This window comes from Saccharopolyspora halophila (assembly GCF_039531955.1).
In the GTDB taxonomy this organism is placed as follows: domain Bacteria; phylum Actinomycetota; class Actinomycetes; order Mycobacteriales; family Pseudonocardiaceae; genus Saccharopolyspora; species Saccharopolyspora halophila.
This window is the reverse complement of the sequence record NZ_BAAARA010000010.1, coordinates 409,456-425,899: the sequence shown is the minus strand read 5'-3', so window position 1 is coordinate 425,899 and position 16,444 is coordinate 409,456. Positions and strand designations below refer to the sequence as shown.

Here is a 16,444-nt window from a genome sequence, read left to right as displayed (position 1 = left end):
TGAGCGATGATCTCGGAGTCCCACCGTGGGGTGATTTTGGCACAAAATCATAATGTCACGACTGCGCGGGGTTCGGCAAGGAGGCGCGAAGGAATGGTGGATTCGACCGACGAGACGGGCGAGTCGCTGATGCGGCTGCTGCCGCCGTTGCGACGCGCGACGGTGCAAGCGGTGCGCGCGGCGGAAGGGCTGCCCAACCTGCCGGAGGCGCAGGTGCTGCTGTTGCGCACGCTCGAGGCGGTCGGCCCGGTCACCCCGGGGCGGCTGGCCGATGAGCTGCACCTGGCTCGCCCCACCGTGAGCAATCTGGTGCGCGAGCTGGCCTCCAGCGGCCTGCTCGAGCGCAAACCGTCCGAGCAGGACGGCCGCTCGGTTCTGCTGGTGCCCACCGACCACGCGCGCGACCTGCTAGAGGCGTTCAACAGGGGACGTCAGGAGGTGCTGGCTCGCGCGCTGCGGGCGATCCCGGAAGCCGATCGGGACAACGTGGCCGCGGCGGTTCCGTCACTGGGACTGCTGCTCAAGCAGTTGCAGCAGATGGGTGATCAGGAGGGGTAATCGCGCGTGTCCGGTTTCGCCGGGAACGCGGGCTGGGTAGGACCGGACCGGTGTCGCCGAGGAGAGGACCAGCCGTGGCCGTGATCCGCGTGGACGAAGACCCGGAGGAGCTGACGCTGAGCCTGACCGCCGAGTACGCGGCCCCGGTGGCGCGGGTCTGGAACGTGTGGGCCGATCCGCGCCTGCTCGAGCGCTGGTGGGGACCGCCCGATCACCCGGTCACCTTCGACCGGTACGAGTTCTTCACCAGCGGTGAGTGCCGGTACCACCTCACCGGGCCGGACGGAGCGGTCGCGTACGGGTGGTGGCGCATCTGCGTGGTCGACGAACCGCGCCGCCTGGAATTCGAGGACGGATTCGCCGATGCGGACGGCAACCCCGACGCGGCGATCGACTCCAGCCACCACAAGGTGACCTTCGAGCCCCGCGGCGAGGCCAGCCGGATGGTGTTGCTGAGCACGTTCGCCTCCGTCGAGCAGCAGGAGCAGTACGCCGCGATGGGCGTGATCGACGGCATCAGCGCAGCTATCGGCCGGATCGACGCCCTGGTGGCGGAATGATCCCGCGCTGACTCGCGCGGTCGGCCGGAGGTCGCGCAACGACGAGACTGGAATTCACCGGATCTGTCCGGCAGGCTGGGCGGACTGGGCGTCTTGAAGTGGGGATTTCGGTCTTGACCAGTGGTGAGCTCGAATTCGAGCAGAATTACGTCGCGTCGCTGTACGACTACGTCGATCAGCTGCGCGCGCAGGCAGCCGACCGGTTGGCGGCGGGCGGCGATCCGGACGTGCTGTCGGTGTGGCGGGCCGAGATCGCCCGGTTGGACGCCGTCGAGCAGGGGTTGTGCTTCGGCAGGCTGGACATGGCCGACGATCGGCGGGTCTACGTCGGCCGCATCGGACTGTTCCGGGAAGCCGAAGACCGGGAGCTGCTGGTGGACTGGCGCGCCCCGGTGGCCCGCGCCTTCTACACCGCGACTTCCGCCGATCCGCAGGGCGTGCGCAGGCGCCGCCGCATCAGCACCCGCGGCCGCGCGGTCACCGCGCTCGACGACGAGCTGCTCGACTCCGACGGCACCGAGGAGCACCTGGTCGGGGAAGCGGCGCTCATGGCGGCGGTGACGGCCAACCGGACCGGCCGGATGCACGAGATCGTCACCACCCTGCAGGCGGAGCAGGACGCGATCATCCGTTCCGACGAGCGCGGTGCGCTGGTCGTGCAGGGCGGCCCGGGTACCGGCAAGACCGCGGTCGCGCTGCACCGGGTGGCCTACCTGCTCTACACCCACGAGCACCTGCGCAGCCGAGGCGTCCTGGTGGTCGGGCCGAGCGACATCTTCCTGGACTACATCGGGCAGGTGCTGCCCGGACTCGGGGAGAACCGGGTGGTCTCCTCGACCGTTCCCGAGCTGTGCACCGGCGTCTCGATCACCCGGGAAGACCCGCCGGAACTCGTGGAGCGGAAGGGTTCCGCCGAGATGGCCGCGATCCTGTCCACTGCGGTCGCCGAGCGCGTCCGGGTTCCGGAGGAGTCGGTCGAGCTCGACTTCGAGGGGCAGTCGCTGGCACTGGACCCGGAGGCGTGCGAGCAAGCGGTCGGCAAGGCCCGCGCTGCCGGACTGCCGCACAACCAGGCGAGGCTGGTGTTCCAGCAGGAGGTCGTCGGCACGCTGGCCGACCAGCTCGCCGCGCGGATGGAGGCGATGGCCTACGACGAGTCGGGCAACGCGCTCGACGGCGGTGATGCGGAGGGCAGGCTCGGGGCCGCCGATGTGCGGGCGCTGGAGGCCGTGGGCATCGTCGCGGACCCTGACGCCGACGCCGACGAGGACGCGCGCGTGCTGCTCGACGACACCGACAAGTCCGCGCTGCGCGCTGCGCTGCTGGCCGACACCGGGGTGCGGTCCGAACTGGACGCGCTGTGGCCGGAGCTCACCGCGGAGGAGCTCGTCGGCGACCTCGCCGATTGCGTCGCGGGTGACTGGAGCGCCGCGGATGTCCCACTGCTGGACGAGGCGGCGTCGTTGCTCGGCACGGGTGCGGCGCAGGACACGTACGGCCACGTGGTGATCGACGAGGCCCAGGAGCTCTCCGAGATGGCCTGGCGCATGCTGATGCGCCGCTGCCCGTCGCGCTCGATGACCATCGTGGGCGATCTCGCGCAGACCGGTACGCCGGCGGGGGCGCGCTCCTGGCAGCAGGTGCTGGGCGCGCACGTGGGCGAGCGCTGGCGGCTGGCCGAGCTGACGGTCAACTACCGGACCCCCAGCGAGATCGTGGAGGCGACCACCGACCTGCTGGCGGCGGCCGGTCCGGGTTGGCAACCGCCGCGATCGGTGCGGTCCACCGGGCATCGGCCGTGGCGGGCCACCGTCGCCGACGGCACGGTGGCCGAGGCGGCCGAGCGCGCTGTAGCCGATCGCGGCGACGGCAAGACCGCCGTGCTCGCGCCCGCGGGGCGTCTCGCGGAACTGGCGCGGCGGCTGGACGTTCCGGCGCGGCCGGAGCTGACCGAGGAGGTCGTCGTGCTCACCCCGGGACAGGCTAAGGGCCTGGAGTTCGACGAGGTCGTGATCGTCGATCCGGCCGCGATCGCGGAGGGGGCGACGTTCGGGCTCAACGACCTCTACGTGGGGATGACCCGCGCGACGCAGCGCCTGGGCATCGTCTGCGTCGACGAGGTCCCGGCCGCGCTCGCCGGCGTGCGCGAGCGCGACCTGTAGTCGAGCGGCAGGAGGACGTGCGGTCGGCCGGCGCAGCGGTGGGTGTTGGCCGCGAGGAGTTCTGGGATCCACTGCCGCAGGCGGTCCCGGAGGACGCGCGATCGGCCGGAAGGATCGCGCTGGGCCGGTCCGGACGGTGCCGGGAAACCGCCGCAGTCGGCTACCGTGGCGATGAACCGTGGTGCAGGCGTCTTTCGGCGAAGGGATCTTTCGAATGGACGTGCGCGAAGCCGGGCTCACCGTGGCGGATCCCGCGGCATATGCCGAGGAAGGGCGGCTGCACGAAGCGCTGTCCGTGCTGCGCGGCGCCGACCCGGTGCACTGGGTCGATCCGATGCCGGACGCCTTCCCGTTCTGGGCCGTCACCCGGCACGCGGACATCCTCGAGGTGGAGCGCCAGCACGAGCTGTTCATCAACAACCCGCGTCCGCTGCTGGTCAACGCCGACCACGACCGGCACATCGCCGAGCAGGGACACATGCTCAACACGCTGATCCACGTCGACGATCCGCAGCACAAGCGGCTGCGCCCGGTGGTCGCCGACTGGTTCAACCCCAGGGCGATGCGCCAGATGGAAGTCGAGATCAACCGGCTGGCCAGGCGCTACGCGGACCGGCTCGCCGAGTTCGGCGGCGAGTGCGATTTCGCCCAGGACATCGCGGTCGGCTACCCGCTCTACGTGATCCTGTCGCTGCTGGGCCTGCCCGAGTCGGACTTCCCGCGGATCCTGCAGCTGACCCAGGAGCTCTTCGGCGGTGATGACGCGGAACTGCAGCGCGGGAAGTCCAACGAAGAGCTCATGCAGGTGGTGCTGGACTTCTTCGAGTACTTCAACCGGATCACCGCCGACCGTCGGGCCAACCCGACCGAGGACCTGGCCTCGGCGATCGCCAATGCCCGTCTCGACGGCGAACACCTGCCGGACATCGACACCATCTCGCTGTACGTGATCATCGCGACCGCCGGGCACGACACCACCAGCTCCACCATCGCGGGCGGTATGCAGGCGCTGATCGAGCACCCCGAGCAGCTGGCGCGGCTGCAGCGGGATCCGGACCTGGTGGCTACGGCGGCCGAGGAGATGATCCGCTGGGTGACTCCGGTCAAGGAGTTCATGCGCACCGCCACGGCGGACTACGAGCTGCGCGGCACGCGGATCAAAGAAGGCGAGGCGTTGCTGCTGTCCTACCCCTCGGCGAACCGGGACGAGGAGGTCTTCGACGACCCGTTCCGATTCGACGTCGGCCGCGACCCGAACAAGCACCTGTCATTCGGTTTCGGCGCTCATTTCTGCCTCGGCGCGAGCCTTGCCCGGATGGAAACGCGAGCATTCTTCGCGGAACTGGTCCCGCGGCTGCGTTCGGTGGAACTCACCGGTGAACCCGAGTGGGTCCGGACGACGTTCGTGGGCGGCCTCAAGCACCTGCCGATCCGCTACCGCCTTCGCTGAGACCGACGAGTTCGGGACGGTCGGCGAGCTTTCGCAGGTGCTCGCCGGGGTCGGCGAGCAGGCGTCGCGATTCCAGGTCGAGCAGCCCCCAGATGCTGCTGATCTGCGCGGCCAGCATTCCGTCGGTGCGTCGCAGGTCGTGCTCGACCCGGCAGGTCTTGCCGGAAACCCACTCGAACCTGCAGGTCACGTCGATCTCGTCGCCCGCGTGCAGCTCCTCCTGGTAGCGGATGGTCGTCTCCAGGTTCACCGGACCGATGCCGTTGGCCACCATCCGATCCACGTCGATGCCCGCCGCGCGGAAGCTCGAGAACCGGGCGTGGTCGGCGTACTGGACGTAGGCAGCGCCGGTGGCGTGGCGCTGTGGATCGACTTCGGAAATGCGCACCTGGATGCGTATCTGGAACGGCGCGGCGTCCATTGCGGCCCCCGGGTAGGCGTGGCGGCTGGTGCGGTCAGCCTAACAACGCCCGCCGGAATCCGTTTCGCAATCCCGGAAACGGGATCGGCAGCGCGTCGCGCCGATTCGGCGGATGCCGAAGATTCCCGAGATGGTGTGAAAAGGAAACCGGATCGTTCATTCGATCATTCGGTTCCCCCGATCACCGCGTAGCTTGCCGAGCATGAATCGTAACGGTCTTCGCTGCGCCGCGCTGTCAGCGTTCGTGATCGGTGCGTCCGCGGTGGTTCCGAGTGCGGCGCACGCGAATTCGACAGCTGATCGGGTGCTGTCCATGGTCAACTCGGAGCGGGCGGTGGCAGGTTGCAAGCCATTGCGCGTCGACCACCGCCTGGTTCGGGCCGCCACCGCGCACAGCGCTGACATGTCCCGGCGGGGCTACTTCTCGCACACCACGCCCGAGGGGGTGACCTTCGGCGAACGGATCCGCCGCGCCGGGTATCCGAAGCCGGGCGCGGAGAACATCGCGCACGGCCAGACCAGCGCGCGTCAAGTGGTCGACGACTGGCTCGCCTCGCCGGGACACCATCGGAACATCGTCAACTGCGAGTTCAAAGCCATCGGAATCGGCGTCGGCCCGAACGGCGAGATCTGGACGCAGGACTTCGGCTACTGATCGTCCGGAGGCAGCGCGATGTCGAACCGGGTGCGGGTCCAGCCCTGCTCGCCGATCTCGCGCCCGCCAGGCACCGGTGCGGAGGCCGGTTGGTCCTCGAACCGCTTGACGAGGGAGTCCTTGACGCCGAACACCGCGTCGGATTCCAGCAGCGGGTCGCCCTCGACGAAGATGTGCGTGACCAGGGTGCGCTTGCCCGGTGCGCTGACCATGAAGTGCAGGTGCGAGGCGCGCATCGGGGAGCGGCCGGTGGACTCCAGGAGCCTGCCGACCGGACCGTCGTGCGGGATCGGGTACGGCGTCGGCGTCAACCCCCAGAACCCGTACCAGCCCCGCTCGTCGGTGAACAGGTGCGCGCGTGCGGCCGTGCGATCGTCGTCGTACTGGACGTCGTAGAAGCCGTCCTCGTCGGCCTCCCACACCTCGAGGCGGGCCCCGGGCAGGGGGTTTCCCGCGGTGTCGGTGACGGTGCCCTCCACCCAGCACGGCTTGCCCCGGGCACCACCGCTGATGTCGTCGCCGAGTTCGGCGTGCGGCGATCCCTCGGTGAAGAAGGGGCCGAAGACCGTTGCTTCGGTGGCATTTCCGCTGCGCTCGTTGTTGACCGCGATGGTCAGCATGGAGACGCCGAGCACGTCCGAGAGCAGGATGAACTCCTGGCGCTTGTCGTCGGTGATGTGCCCGGCCTCGGTGAGGAAGGCGATGGCGGCGTCCCACTCCCGCTGGGTCAGCCGCACGTCGCGGATGAAGGCGTGCAGATGGGTGGTCAGCGAGCGCAGGACGGTCTTGAGCCGTTCGTCGGCGGTGTCCTCGAAGCTCGACAGCACCGCATCCATCAGGTCCTGCTCGATGCGGCGCTGCTTCTCGGCGTCGGTGTCGGGCGGTTCGGTCATCGCGAGACCTCCGGTGCGGTACCCGCCCACGCGTTGCCGAGCAGCGCGCGGATGTCGTCGGTGGTGACCGGACACGGGTTGGACGACGGGATCGCGGCCACCGAGAGCTCAGCGGCCTCACCGATGTTCTCCTCGGCGAAGCCGATCTCGCGCAAGGCCGTCGGGGCGCGGAGACGATCGCGCAGCTGCACCAGGCCGGAGACCGCGTCGCCGGTACCGAGTGCACCCGCGATGCGGGCGGCGGCCTCCGGCGCGGCCGGCGCGTTGTGCGCGAGCACGTGCGGGAGCACGATCGCGTGCGTCTGGGCGTGCGGCAGGTCGTAGGTGCCGCCGAGCACGTGGCAGATCTTGTGGTGCATGGCCGCGCCCGCCGAGGCGAACGACACCGCCGAGAGGTAGGCACCGTAGAGCGCCTGCTCCCGGCCTTCGGCGCCGGACGGGTCGGCGACCACCTTCGGCAACCCGCCCGCCAGCGTGCGCATTCCCTCGGTGGCCAGCGCGGCGTTGATCGGATCGGCCCGCGGCGCCCACAGCGAGTCCACGCAGTGCGCCAGGCCGTTGAGCCCGGAGGCCACCGACAGGTCGGCGGGCAGCGAGTAGGTCAGCTCGGCGTCGTAGATCACGGTGGCGGGCAGCACCCGGTCGTCCACGCCAGTGGTCTTGCGGGCGGCCTCGGTGAGTCCCCAGACGTTGGTGGCCTCCGAGCCCGCGTAGGTGGTGGGCACCGCGACGATCGGCAACCCGGTGGTCAGCGCGATCGCCTTGGCGAGCCCGGTCGTCGACCCGCCCCCGATGCTGACCAGCAGGTCGATCCCGTTGTCCCGGGCGGCGGCGCGGGCCCTGTCCGCCGTTTCGACCGGCACGTGCATGGCCACGTCCGAGTGGTGCAGGGCGACGTCGATGTCCGCGGTGACTCGGCGGGCGAGCTCGGCCTCCCGCGCTTCCGCGATGACCATCACCGAGCGGGCGCCGCGCTGATCGACCTCGGCGGCGAGGTTGGCCGCGGCCTCGCCGGTGCCGAAGCGCACCCGCTGTCCGAGGGTGATGTGGTCGAACTCCAGGCTCACGCGATACCTCCTGAATCGCGGCTGAGGATCCCGGCCAGCGCGTCGGTCAGCACCGCGGCGGGGTCCGATGTCAGGTGTTGGGCACGCCAGCAGACGTGCTTGTCGGGACGGACCAGCACGGCACCATCCTCTTCGACCTCCCGGGCTCTTGCCCAGTCGAAGTACAGGTCCGCGTGCTCGCGGCCGGGACCGATCACGACCGCGCGGACAGGTACGCCCAGCCGCTCGCCGGCTTCGGTCAGCCCGCTCGCCCAGGCCTCGCCCGCGATACCCGTGAACAGCGTGAACCGGTCGGCGTCGGCGAGATCGTGGGTGGAGCAGGTGTGCGCCGCGTCGCCGACCCACACGTGCGGGAGCCGGGCTCCCGGGACCGTGCTCGGCCGGTAGTACAACTCCGGGTCATGCTCGGACTCCGGGCGCGGGGAACCGTCGGAGACGACCGCCGTGGAGGTGTAGAACTGGCCCATCTCGACGCCGTGCGCGTTGAACTCGTAGTTCTTCAGCTCCATGGCGTGCCGCAACGCCTCCCGCTTCGCAGCACCCGCGGAGGTGTTGGCGCCGCGTTCGGCGATCTTCTCGCGCATCTGCTGCTCGGTGTCCTCGGGTTCGACGCCCAGCGCGTCGAAGAACTGGCCGAACTCGCGGGCGGACCTGTTGGCCCGGCGCACGATCTGCTCGGCCACCGGAGCGCGCTCGGCCGAATAGGTCTCCAGCAGGTCCGGTCCCGCCCATCCGCGCAGCACGGCAGCCAGCTTCCAGGCCAGGTTGTAGGTGTCCTGGACGGAGGTGTTGGATCCCAGTCCGTTCGATGGCGGGTGCTTGTGCACCGCGTCGCCGGCGCAGAACACGCGCCCGGACTGCAGGTGCGTCGCCCACTGCTCGTTGTTGCCCCACAACGAGTACCCGGTGATCTCCACGTCCAGGTCCGGCACGCCGAGCAGGTTGCGCACGATCTGGCGGGCCGCGTCGTCGTCGAGCTTCGGGGGCTCGTCCGCGATGTCGTAACCCCACACGATCAGCCACTCGTTCCACGGGCGCACCATCCGGACCAGCCCGGTGCCGATGCCGCCGATGTTCGAGCCCGGCTGGATCACCCAGTACAGCACCGACGGCCGGTGCGCGACGAGCTCGCCGATGTCGGCGGTGAAGGTGATGTTCATGGATCCGGCCACGTCCATCTTGCCCTCGTAGGGCAGCTCGATGTCGTCGGCGACCTTGGAGCGCGCCCCGTCGGCCCCGATGAGATAGCGCGCGCGGATGTCGTACTCGTGCCCGTTGAGCCGGTCGCGAACCCGCGCGGTGACGCCTTCGGCGTCCTGCGCGTGCCAGAGGTATTCGGTGGAGAAGCGGGTGTGGGTCCCGCGCGTCGTGGCGTTCTTGACCAGGATCGGTTCGAGGTAGGTCTGCGGGATGTCGCAGTTCAGCGAGGGCGAGGCCAGCTCGTAGTCCGCGTGCCGGGCCGGGTGGGTGCCCCAGGTGCGGATCCGGCCGATCTCCTCGCCCGCGATGGAAGTGCAGAAGACCGTCTCGCCCATCTTGTGGTGCGGGGTCGCCTCGGCCAGGACCTGGTCCTCGATGCCCAGATCGCGGAAGATCTCCATGGTTCGCTGGTTGGTGATGTGCGCGCGCGGCGTGTTGGCGGTCCAGCGATATTTGGTGACGACGATGTTGTCGACGCCCAGCGTCGACAGCGACAGAGCAGCCGCCGCGCCCGCGGGCCCCGAGCCGATGATGAGCACTTCGGTATCGACCACCTGCGCGGTGGGCATCTCGGTCTCGGCCAGCCCGTCGCTGAACTCCGCCATCCTCGTCCTTCCGCCCTGCTCGCCGCGTGACCGACGACCCTCGCACGCGCGGTCGCGAGCGGGCCGCGCACGGCGGAAATGGTCAACTCCCGGTCGGAAATCGGCAAGAGCCAGCCAGCGAAGAGCCGTCCGCAGCGCGATGCACCAGGGCCAGTTGGCCGATGCCGCAGCGCCGGCGAGAACGGAGGCGAGGCGCTCGGTCGTGCTGTCGACGACCGCTGCTCGGTCGCCGGGGACGATCGCTGCGAAGTAGACCGCGGGGGTGGGGCTGAGCACCGCCATCGCCACTAGCCCGGGGGTGGCTGAGCGGCTGCGGGCTGCTCCGGTGCGTCGTTCGGGTGGCGAGCGGCCGTGGCGGTGATGTGGTCGGCGACCAGGAGAGAACGACCACCGACACGCAGCGCAGCAGCTCGGCGACCGGGTCGATATCCGCACCAGCGCGCCAACACCGGCCACCGCGACCAGCGCGCAGACGCCGTCCACAGTGGCTGCTCCGGGAGCTGCTGCGGGCGCTGGCCCATCATGAGCTGCGCGGCGAGCGCCAGCAAGCGGACGTCCACGGCGCCAACGGGAATCGCGATGCCGTACCCGACCACCAGCCCCGTGATGACCTCCGGGGCGGCAACTCGCCTTTCACCGGCGGGAAACCGTGATCGTACATCCGTTCAAAAAAATGTACGGTGCTCGATCGATCGGACGGCAACGGAGGCGACGCTCCTGTCCAGCAGCGGAGGTGGTCCCCTCTCCAACACCGCGAGGCCGGGTGGCTTGACCGGCTCGCTCGGGCCGGTCGCGATCGTGTTCATGGTGGTGGCTGCCGCTTCGCCGCTCACCGTGGTCGGTGGCGCCGCGCCGCTGGGCATTCAGCTGGGCAACGGACCCGGCTACCCGATGTTGTACCTGGTGGCCGGTGCGGTGCTGGTGCTGTTCTCCGTGGGACTGTCCGCGATGGCGCGGTCGGTGCCGCGGCCCGGGGCGTTCTTCACCTTCGTCGGTTACGGCCTGGGGCGCCGCGCCGGTCTGGCCTCGGCCTACCTGGCGCTGCTGAGCTACACGACGATCCAGCTCGCGGTCTACGCCTACGTGGGCGAACTGCTGGCCAGGGCGTTTCCCGCGCTCGGTCTGCATTGGGGCGCGTGGTCGCTGGTGGTGGTCGCGGCGGTCGGGCTGCTCGGTTATCGGCACGTGGACCTGTCGAGCGAGGTGCTGGGTGTCGTGCTGGTGGCGGAGATAGCGGTGGTGCTCGCGGTCGTGACCGGGGTGATCGTCACCGGGGGCGAAGCCGGGCTGAACGTGCGGCCGTTCCTGCCGTCGACGGTTCTGTCAGGGCAGCCGGGCGTGGGGCTGATGCTGGCCACCGCCGCGTTCATCGGGTTCGAGTGCAACGTGGTCTTCCGCGACGAAGCTCGCGAACCGTCCCGCACGATCCCGCGAGCCACCTACGCGGCCGTGGTGCTGATCGCCGTGTTCCACGCGTTGTCCACCTGGGGGATGATCATGTCGTGGGGCGTGGGCGACGTGCTCGCCGTGGCCGGCCAGGACCCCGGCTCGCTGCTGATGAGCACCACGGCGAAATACCTGGGGGCTACGGGGCAGGTGCTGGTGAACGTGCTGCTGGTCGGCTCGATGTTCGCCTGCGTGCTGAGCTTCCACAACGTCATCGCGCGATACCAGTTGTCGATGGCCGCGGCAGGGTGCTGCCCGCGGGGCTGGCCCGGGTGCATCCGCGGCGGCACCGGGCGCCGAGCACTGCCTCCCTGGTGCAGAGCGCTACCGCCGCGTCGCTGGTGCTGGTGTTCCTGGCGTTGGGGTGGGACCCGGTCCTGCAGGTGTTCACCTGGATCTCCGGCGTCGGCACCATCTCCATCGCGGTGCTCATGGCGCTGACCCGCTTCGCGGTGATCGCGTGGTTCGCGCGCAGGCCCGACGACGACCGCCGCGTTTGGCACACCCGGGTGGCGCCGGCCCTGGGCTGCCTGGGACTGCTCGGGATCGCAGCGGCGATCGTGCTGAACTTCCCCGTCCTGGTCGACGACGTCGATGCGGCCGGAAACCCGACGTTCGGGCTGCTCTCGCTCCTGCTGCTGGGAATGGTGGTGCTGCTACCGGTCATCGGCTGGGCGCAGGGTGCGGTGGTGCGCCGCCGCAGCCCGGCTTCCTACGAGCGGCTCACCGAGGCCCTTTCCGGCTGACGGCGAGTGTTTCAGCGAACGCGGGCCTGGGCCGGGGTCGTGCCGTAGTGGCGTTTGTAGGTCCTGGTGAAGTGCGAAGGGGAGCGGAACCCGCAGTCCCCGGCGATCTCGGCGATGGTGGAGCCCCCCGCATTCGGGGAGGTGAGCAGCTGGTGGGCCAGCTCGAGCCGACGATCCAGGATGTAGCTCGCCACGCCCATCCCGGCGCGGTTGAACACCCGGCAGAGCTGGCGTTCGCTGATGCCGATGCGCTGGGCGATCAGGCGCGCGCACAGATTCGGGTCGCGCAGGTGCGATTCGACGATCGCCTTGGCGAGCTCCAGGTGGTCGTCACCGGTTTCGCCGTTGCGCAGCGCCGAGAGCAGGTTCAGCGCCCGGCGCCGGGTCCGGTTCGGGTCGGCCGGTTCGTCGAAGCTCGTGCGCATCAGGCGGGTGAGGGCGCGGAGGGCGTCGCCGGACGGGCCTTCGGATAGGTCGAAGAGCTCGGCATCGCCCGGCGTGCCCGTTCCGGTCGCCTCCTCGAGCACGTCGTGCGGGATCTTGAGCACGAACTCCCGCAGGCCCTGCGAGAAGCCGCGGGCGAACGGGTGGTCGGCATCGCAGAGCACTGCCTCGCCCGGCCGCAGCACGCGCGTTGCCCGGGTGCTGTAGAAGAACGCCTCGCCTGCCACCGCGATGTAGAGCACGGCCGAGCCCGTCGGGTGGTCGCCGATCTCCCCGGCGCCGCGCTCGATGAGGTGCGGGCCGCCGCTGACGTGGGCGAAGTGCAGATCCGGGAACTCGAGGTTGAGCTCGGTGGCGGCCAGCGGCTCGTCATCGATGGTTTTGCAGGACAGCGCGATCAGCGCCCGCGCGTTGTGGCGCTCCCACAGCGCCATCCGGTCGGCGGCGGGGAGTCCGGTCGTGGAGAAGCGCACCGGCCGCACCGGCCCGGTCGCGGTGGCCCGAGTCATGATCCGCCCACCTTAGCAGCGACGACGCCGCGAAGTTGATCATTGCCGGAGTCCGGCACGGGCCGAGAGCTCGTGGGGCGTGCTGCGATTTCCCGTCACGACGCCGATGACGACCAAGCGGTCTATTTCCGATCCGGGCGGGCGGTGGCGGGCCAGCCAGATCGACTCGTCCACGCGCGGAGCCCCGTGCGGGTGCGGGGTGAGGTCCAGGACCAGCAGTTGCCCGAACGGGGCGTTGGTGTTGCCGTACTCGGCGGCTTGGGGGAGGTAGCGGGACTCGATGGCCTCGCGGGAGGCGTCGCGGAGTTCGCGTTTGATCTCGGTGGTGTAGCGCAGCGGCCCGAAGTCGGTGACCATGTCGGCACGCCCCATCGCGAGATCGGCGGCCTCGACCGCGAGCAGCCCGCCGAGCTGGCCGCTGGCCAGCCACTGCTGGTAGTCCTGCTGCAGTTGCCGCTCGCGCGGGCGGGGCTCGTCCGCGCTCAGTCGCCGCCGGTAGTCGTCCGCAGGGGAGGCTCCCCAGGTGCGAGTGGCGAGGTCGGCGCGGCTGAGCAGGAACCGCAGCGTCTGCTCCAGCAGCAGCGAGAACGTCTCCCGGACCTCGCCGATGAACTGCGGGGACTCCGCCAGCTCGCCGAGCAGGCGCTGCAGGAGCGGATCCAGCACCGGATGCGCGGTGCGGGACTGCGCGACCTCGCTGCCGTGCACGACGCCGTCGAGCAGCCGCAGCTCGTCGTCGCCGAGCTCGGTGGTCAGGCCTGCTGCCTGGCGCTGACCGAGCAGCCGCACCAGCGCGGGCGCGATCCGCTGCGCGCGTCCGGAGCCCGGATGGTGCGCCTCGTCGTCCTCGTCGGGGTCCGGCGCGGTGCGGGAGGTATGCGGCAGGTCGCGGCGGTGCCGGGTGTCCGGGGCCTCGATCCGTTCGAGCAGCAGCTGCGTCGCGCGAGGCGGCAGCGGAGGATGCTCCGCGCAGCGGGCCTCGACCACCGACCGCCGCAGCGCGGCCAGCAGGCTCTGCTTCCGCAGGATGGCGTTCTCGATGGTCGGCTCGACCACCGCCGCCAATCCGGGAGCCACCTGCTCGCCCGGGAGGGGGCGCAGCGTGCGGACCTGCGTGTAGGCGTCCAGGACCGCGCCGAGAGCTTCCCAGACGTCCATCCAGATCGTCTCGGCCAGTCGCTCGGAGGCCGACCGCAGCATCAGGACCAGGCGGCGCCAGGCGGGTTCGGCCGCGTGGCGGGGGCGCAGCCAGGGCGGTTGGTGGGTGCCGCGCAGCCACGCGGACCGCTGGTCGAGCGCGGCGGTGAGCCGATCGGCGGCCTCGGCCAGCCGCGGCCGGTCCTGCGCGGCGAAGGCCAGCACCGCATCGCAGGCGGCACCGTGCGCGCGCGCGTCGTGGCGCGCCTGCTCGGCAGCGTCGGCCGTGGCGAACCGCGCGCGGGCCTCGGTCAGCGCGGCCAGCACCGCGGGCATCTCCGCCGCAGTCAGCGCTGCCCGCAGATCGTCGCAACCCAGCTCGAAGATCGCGTCCACCGCCGCCGCGTCGTCGTGGCGCAGCCGGTCCAGCGCCTCGCGCAGCGGGGCGGTGATGGCCGCCTCGCCCGCCCAGCGGTCCATCGCGGCGCCGAGCAGCCGGGGGAGGGGCTCGGTGAAGTCCTCCGGGGTGCCGGGCCCGAAGTCGGTGAGCTCGTCCAGCACGCCGAACGGGGCGACCGCGTCGGAGATCGCCAGTCGCACGGCACCCTCCAACCGGCCCGCCGCGAGCAGCGGATTCTGCTCGATGGCCGCGGTCAGGTCGCGCAGCAGGACATCGTGCAGCCGCGTTCCGTGGGTTCGCACCACGACGGGCTCGGCGAGCAGCTCGTCGAGAGCGCCGGTCAACGCCAGCAGGCTGGGTTGACCGCCCAGGCCGTCGACGAACTCCGCGAGCGCCTCGCGCCAGCCGGTCGCGTCCCGGCGCGCTGCGTCGGCCAGCGCGGCGGCCAGCACCGGCGCGAACGGGCTCGCGGCCACCGCGCCGGACTCGCCGCGCACGCCCGCCGGATCCCGCCGCGCTCGATGGGCCGGGTGTTCCTCCGTCTCGCTCAAGCAGAGCTCCTGATCAGTCGGGGCGACGCTGCTCGGGCACCGCCGTGGCCTCGGCGACCGAGCGGGCCAGCGCGACCTGGACGTTGCGCAGCCGCGCCAGCGCGGTGGTCTCGTCGGCCTCGCTGATCGCCAGGCGCAGCCGGGCCGCGACCTCGGCCTCCGAGGCGCCCTCGGTGGCTCCGGGGAGCTCGCTGCTGCAGATCGCGCACCGGTTGTGCGCGTGCTCCTCGCGGCGTCGCTGTTCGGAAATCGGTGTGTCGCAACGCGGGCAGGCGTGCGGTTCCAGACCGTGGAAGAGCTGGCGGGCGGTTTCGTTCTCGCGCACGTCGTTGAGCGCCTTCTCATCTGCCTGCCGCCGACGCTGCGCGGCGAGGTAGTCGCCGCACAGCTGGTCGGCTTCCGCGCCGAGCACGGCCAGCCTGCCGCGCGTGAGCAGACGGGCGATGGCCGCGCTGGGCATTCCGGTGATCGCGGCGATGCGTTCGGCCAGATCCGGTGCGTTCAACGGGATCCCCCTACCGGGCTCTGTTGCGGATTTGCCGTGCTCGGCGGTGCGGGCTGAGTTCCGCACGTCGCGCAGCTGCTCCGCGGCTTTCCCGAACAGCTCCTATGCGACGCTGAGTTCTGCTCGCAGCCGCGCGAGCCGGATGCGGACCCGCTCGGCGATGCTGGCGATGCGGGAACCGCGGGCCGCCCCCGCGTACTCGGATTGCAGGTACTGGCGGTTGCGCAGCTGGTTGCCGCCGCGCCCGTCGGCGAGGTCGAGCACCAGGCGCACCCGCTGCACGTAGTAGCGGAACGCCGGAGCCTGCGCGACCAGATCGCGGGCGACCTCGCGGCCGCGGGAGAGCAGGTAGTAGTCGTGCCTGCGGGTGTGCCCGACTCGACCGCGCCTGCGGTGCACGATCAGCCCCGCGCTGCGCAGCACCGCCAGCGCGTCGTCGAGCGGTTCGTAGGCGCCGAAGTGGTGCCGCAGCATGGGGTACCGGCGGACCTCGGGCTCTTCGGAATCGAGGATCCGGCCGGCCAGCTCCAGCAGTCGTGCCTCGGCGCAGCGTTCGTACTCGTTGAGCAGCTCGTCGGCGAGGAAATCGGGGCTGCGCAGCCAGAAGTCCAGCTTCTGCAGCCGAAGTTGTCCGGGCACGACCCCGACGGCCGTGACGAGTGCCGGGTCGTGGTGGACGGATTCGGACGGCGGCTCGGCCGCGCCGTCGATGAGCAGCAGCAACCGCACCGCGTCCTGCTCCCGGCTGGTGACCGGTGAGCCTAGGCGTTCGTCTGGCTTGGCACCGTGAACGTTGCGCACATTCAACGAGCGTGCGGGCCAGTCCGATAGTGCGGATGCATGCCGGGAAAAGAACAGGTGGCGATTGGGCGACCAATCGGTGCGAGCGCTTGACCGTGCCGATGCTCGCAACCCGTTTGGTGGAGCAGCACCGGATTTCGCCGCCCGATCGGCGCCCGAGCGCACACCGTGCGTGCACGGTATCGAGGCCCGGATGCGGCCGCAAGCCTGCTTTCACGAGAGCGGAATCCACACCGATGCCCGGCCACCTGCCGGCAAGCCGGCGGGCGAGCGCCGGGTGCGAAGCGGCGCCTGCTCGTCGGCGCGTCCGGCGCCGTCGGGCCCGCGAGGTGGT

General features: G+C 70.8%; 15 protein-coding genes. 7 read left to right on the top strand and 8 right to left on the bottom strand.

All coding sequences use genetic code 11. The annotated features are described in order from the left end of the window. Positions 1–93: 93 nt before the first annotated feature. From ABD289_RS17645 to ABD289_RS17630, 4 genes are all read left to right on the top strand, one after another. On the top strand, positions 94–558 hold the full coding sequence (locus tag ABD289_RS17645; RefSeq protein ID WP_344133545.1) for a MarR family winged helix-turn-helix transcriptional regulator: 465 nt from the start codon (positions 94–96) through the stop codon (positions 556–558). A 74-nt stretch (positions 559–632) separates the two neighbouring features. Beyond that, positions 633–1,118, top strand: a complete 486-nt coding sequence (locus ABD289_RS17640) for an SRPBCC family protein (RefSeq protein ID WP_344133542.1) — start codon at positions 633–635, stop codon at positions 1,116–1,118. 113 nt (positions 1,119–1,231) lie between these two features. Further along, entirely contained in the window at positions 1,232–3,280 is a 2,049-nt protein-coding gene (locus ABD289_RS17635; protein WP_344133539.1) for a HelD family protein, read from the top strand. A gap of 214 nt (positions 3,281–3,494) precedes the next feature. Continuing rightward, complete coding sequence (locus tag ABD289_RS17630; protein ID WP_344133536.1) at positions 3,495–4,730, top strand: cytochrome P450; 1,236 nt, start codon at positions 3,495–3,497, stop codon at positions 4,728–4,730. Here ABD289_RS17630 and ABD289_RS17625 read toward each other — a convergent pair. Continuing rightward, the gene (locus ABD289_RS17625; protein ID WP_344133533.1) at positions 4,696–5,151 is read right to left on the bottom strand and encodes an acyl-CoA thioesterase; all 456 of its coding nucleotides are present in this window, start codon (positions 5,149–5,151) and stop codon (positions 4,696–4,698) included. The genes ABD289_RS17630 and ABD289_RS17625 overlap by 35 nt on opposite strands. Before the next feature lie 313 nt (positions 5,152–5,464). Here ABD289_RS17625 and ABD289_RS17620 point away from each other — a divergent pair, with 313 nt between their 5' ends. After that, positions 5,465–5,806, top strand: coding sequence for a CAP domain-containing protein (locus ABD289_RS17620; RefSeq protein WP_344133530.1), 342 nt, complete (start codon positions 5,465–5,467; stop codon positions 5,804–5,806). Here ABD289_RS17620 and ABD289_RS17615 read toward each other — a convergent pair. Genes ABD289_RS17615 through ABD289_RS17605 form a run of 3 tightly spaced genes read right to left on the bottom strand, consistent with a single transcriptional unit; the run spans position 5,800 to position 9,571 of the window. Next, on the bottom strand, positions 5,800–6,699 hold the full coding sequence (locus ABD289_RS17615) for a dioxygenase family protein (RefSeq protein ID WP_344133526.1): 900 nt from the start codon (positions 6,697–6,699) through the stop codon (positions 5,800–5,802). The genes ABD289_RS17620 and ABD289_RS17615 overlap by 7 nt on opposite strands. Further along, entirely contained in the window at positions 6,696–7,766 is a 1,071-nt protein-coding gene (locus tag ABD289_RS17610; protein ID WP_344133523.1) for a maleylacetate reductase, read from the bottom strand. The genes ABD289_RS17615 and ABD289_RS17610 overlap by 4 nt, the downstream gene beginning before the upstream one ends. Next, the gene (locus ABD289_RS17605) at positions 7,763–9,571 is read right to left on the bottom strand and encodes an FAD-dependent oxidoreductase (RefSeq protein WP_344133519.1); all 1,809 of its coding nucleotides are present in this window, start codon (positions 9,569–9,571) and stop codon (positions 7,763–7,765) included. The genes ABD289_RS17610 and ABD289_RS17605 overlap by 4 nt, the downstream gene beginning before the upstream one ends. Positions 9,572–10,339: 768 nt before the next feature. On the opposite strand from ABD289_RS17605, the gene ABD289_RS17600 reads away from it, so the two are divergent. After that, positions 10,340–11,458: an APC family permease gene (locus ABD289_RS17600; RefSeq protein ID WP_344133516.1), complete on the top strand. Its 1,119-nt coding sequence runs from the start codon at positions 10,340–10,342 to the stop codon at positions 11,456–11,458. Further along, entirely contained in the window at positions 11,401–11,763 is a 363-nt protein-coding gene (locus tag ABD289_RS17595; RefSeq protein WP_344133513.1) for a hypothetical protein, read from the top strand. The genes ABD289_RS17600 and ABD289_RS17595 overlap by 58 nt, the downstream gene beginning before the upstream one ends. 11 nt (positions 11,764–11,774) lie before the next feature. Here ABD289_RS17595 and ABD289_RS17590 read toward each other — a convergent pair whose 3' ends face one another. From ABD289_RS17590 to ABD289_RS17575, 4 genes are all read right to left on the bottom strand, one after another. Continuing rightward, the gene (locus tag ABD289_RS17590; protein ID WP_344133510.1) at positions 11,775–12,716 is read right to left on the bottom strand and encodes an AraC family transcriptional regulator; all 942 of its coding nucleotides are present in this window, start codon (positions 12,714–12,716) and stop codon (positions 11,775–11,777) included. Between the two features lie 39 nt (positions 12,717–12,755). Beyond that, positions 12,756–14,804: a hypothetical protein gene (locus ABD289_RS17585; protein ID WP_344133507.1), complete on the bottom strand. Its 2,049-nt coding sequence runs from the start codon at positions 14,802–14,804 to the stop codon at positions 12,756–12,758. 13 nt (positions 14,805–14,817) lie between these two features. Continuing rightward, positions 14,818–15,309: a hypothetical protein gene (locus tag ABD289_RS17580; protein ID WP_344133504.1), complete on the bottom strand. Its 492-nt coding sequence runs from the start codon at positions 15,307–15,309 to the stop codon at positions 14,818–14,820. A gap of 102 nt (positions 15,310–15,411) precedes the next feature. Then, the gene (locus ABD289_RS17575) at positions 15,412–16,110 is read right to left on the bottom strand and encodes a hypothetical protein (protein ID WP_344133501.1); all 699 of its coding nucleotides are present in this window, start codon (positions 16,108–16,110) and stop codon (positions 15,412–15,414) included. Positions 16,111–16,444 lie beyond the last annotated feature (334 nt).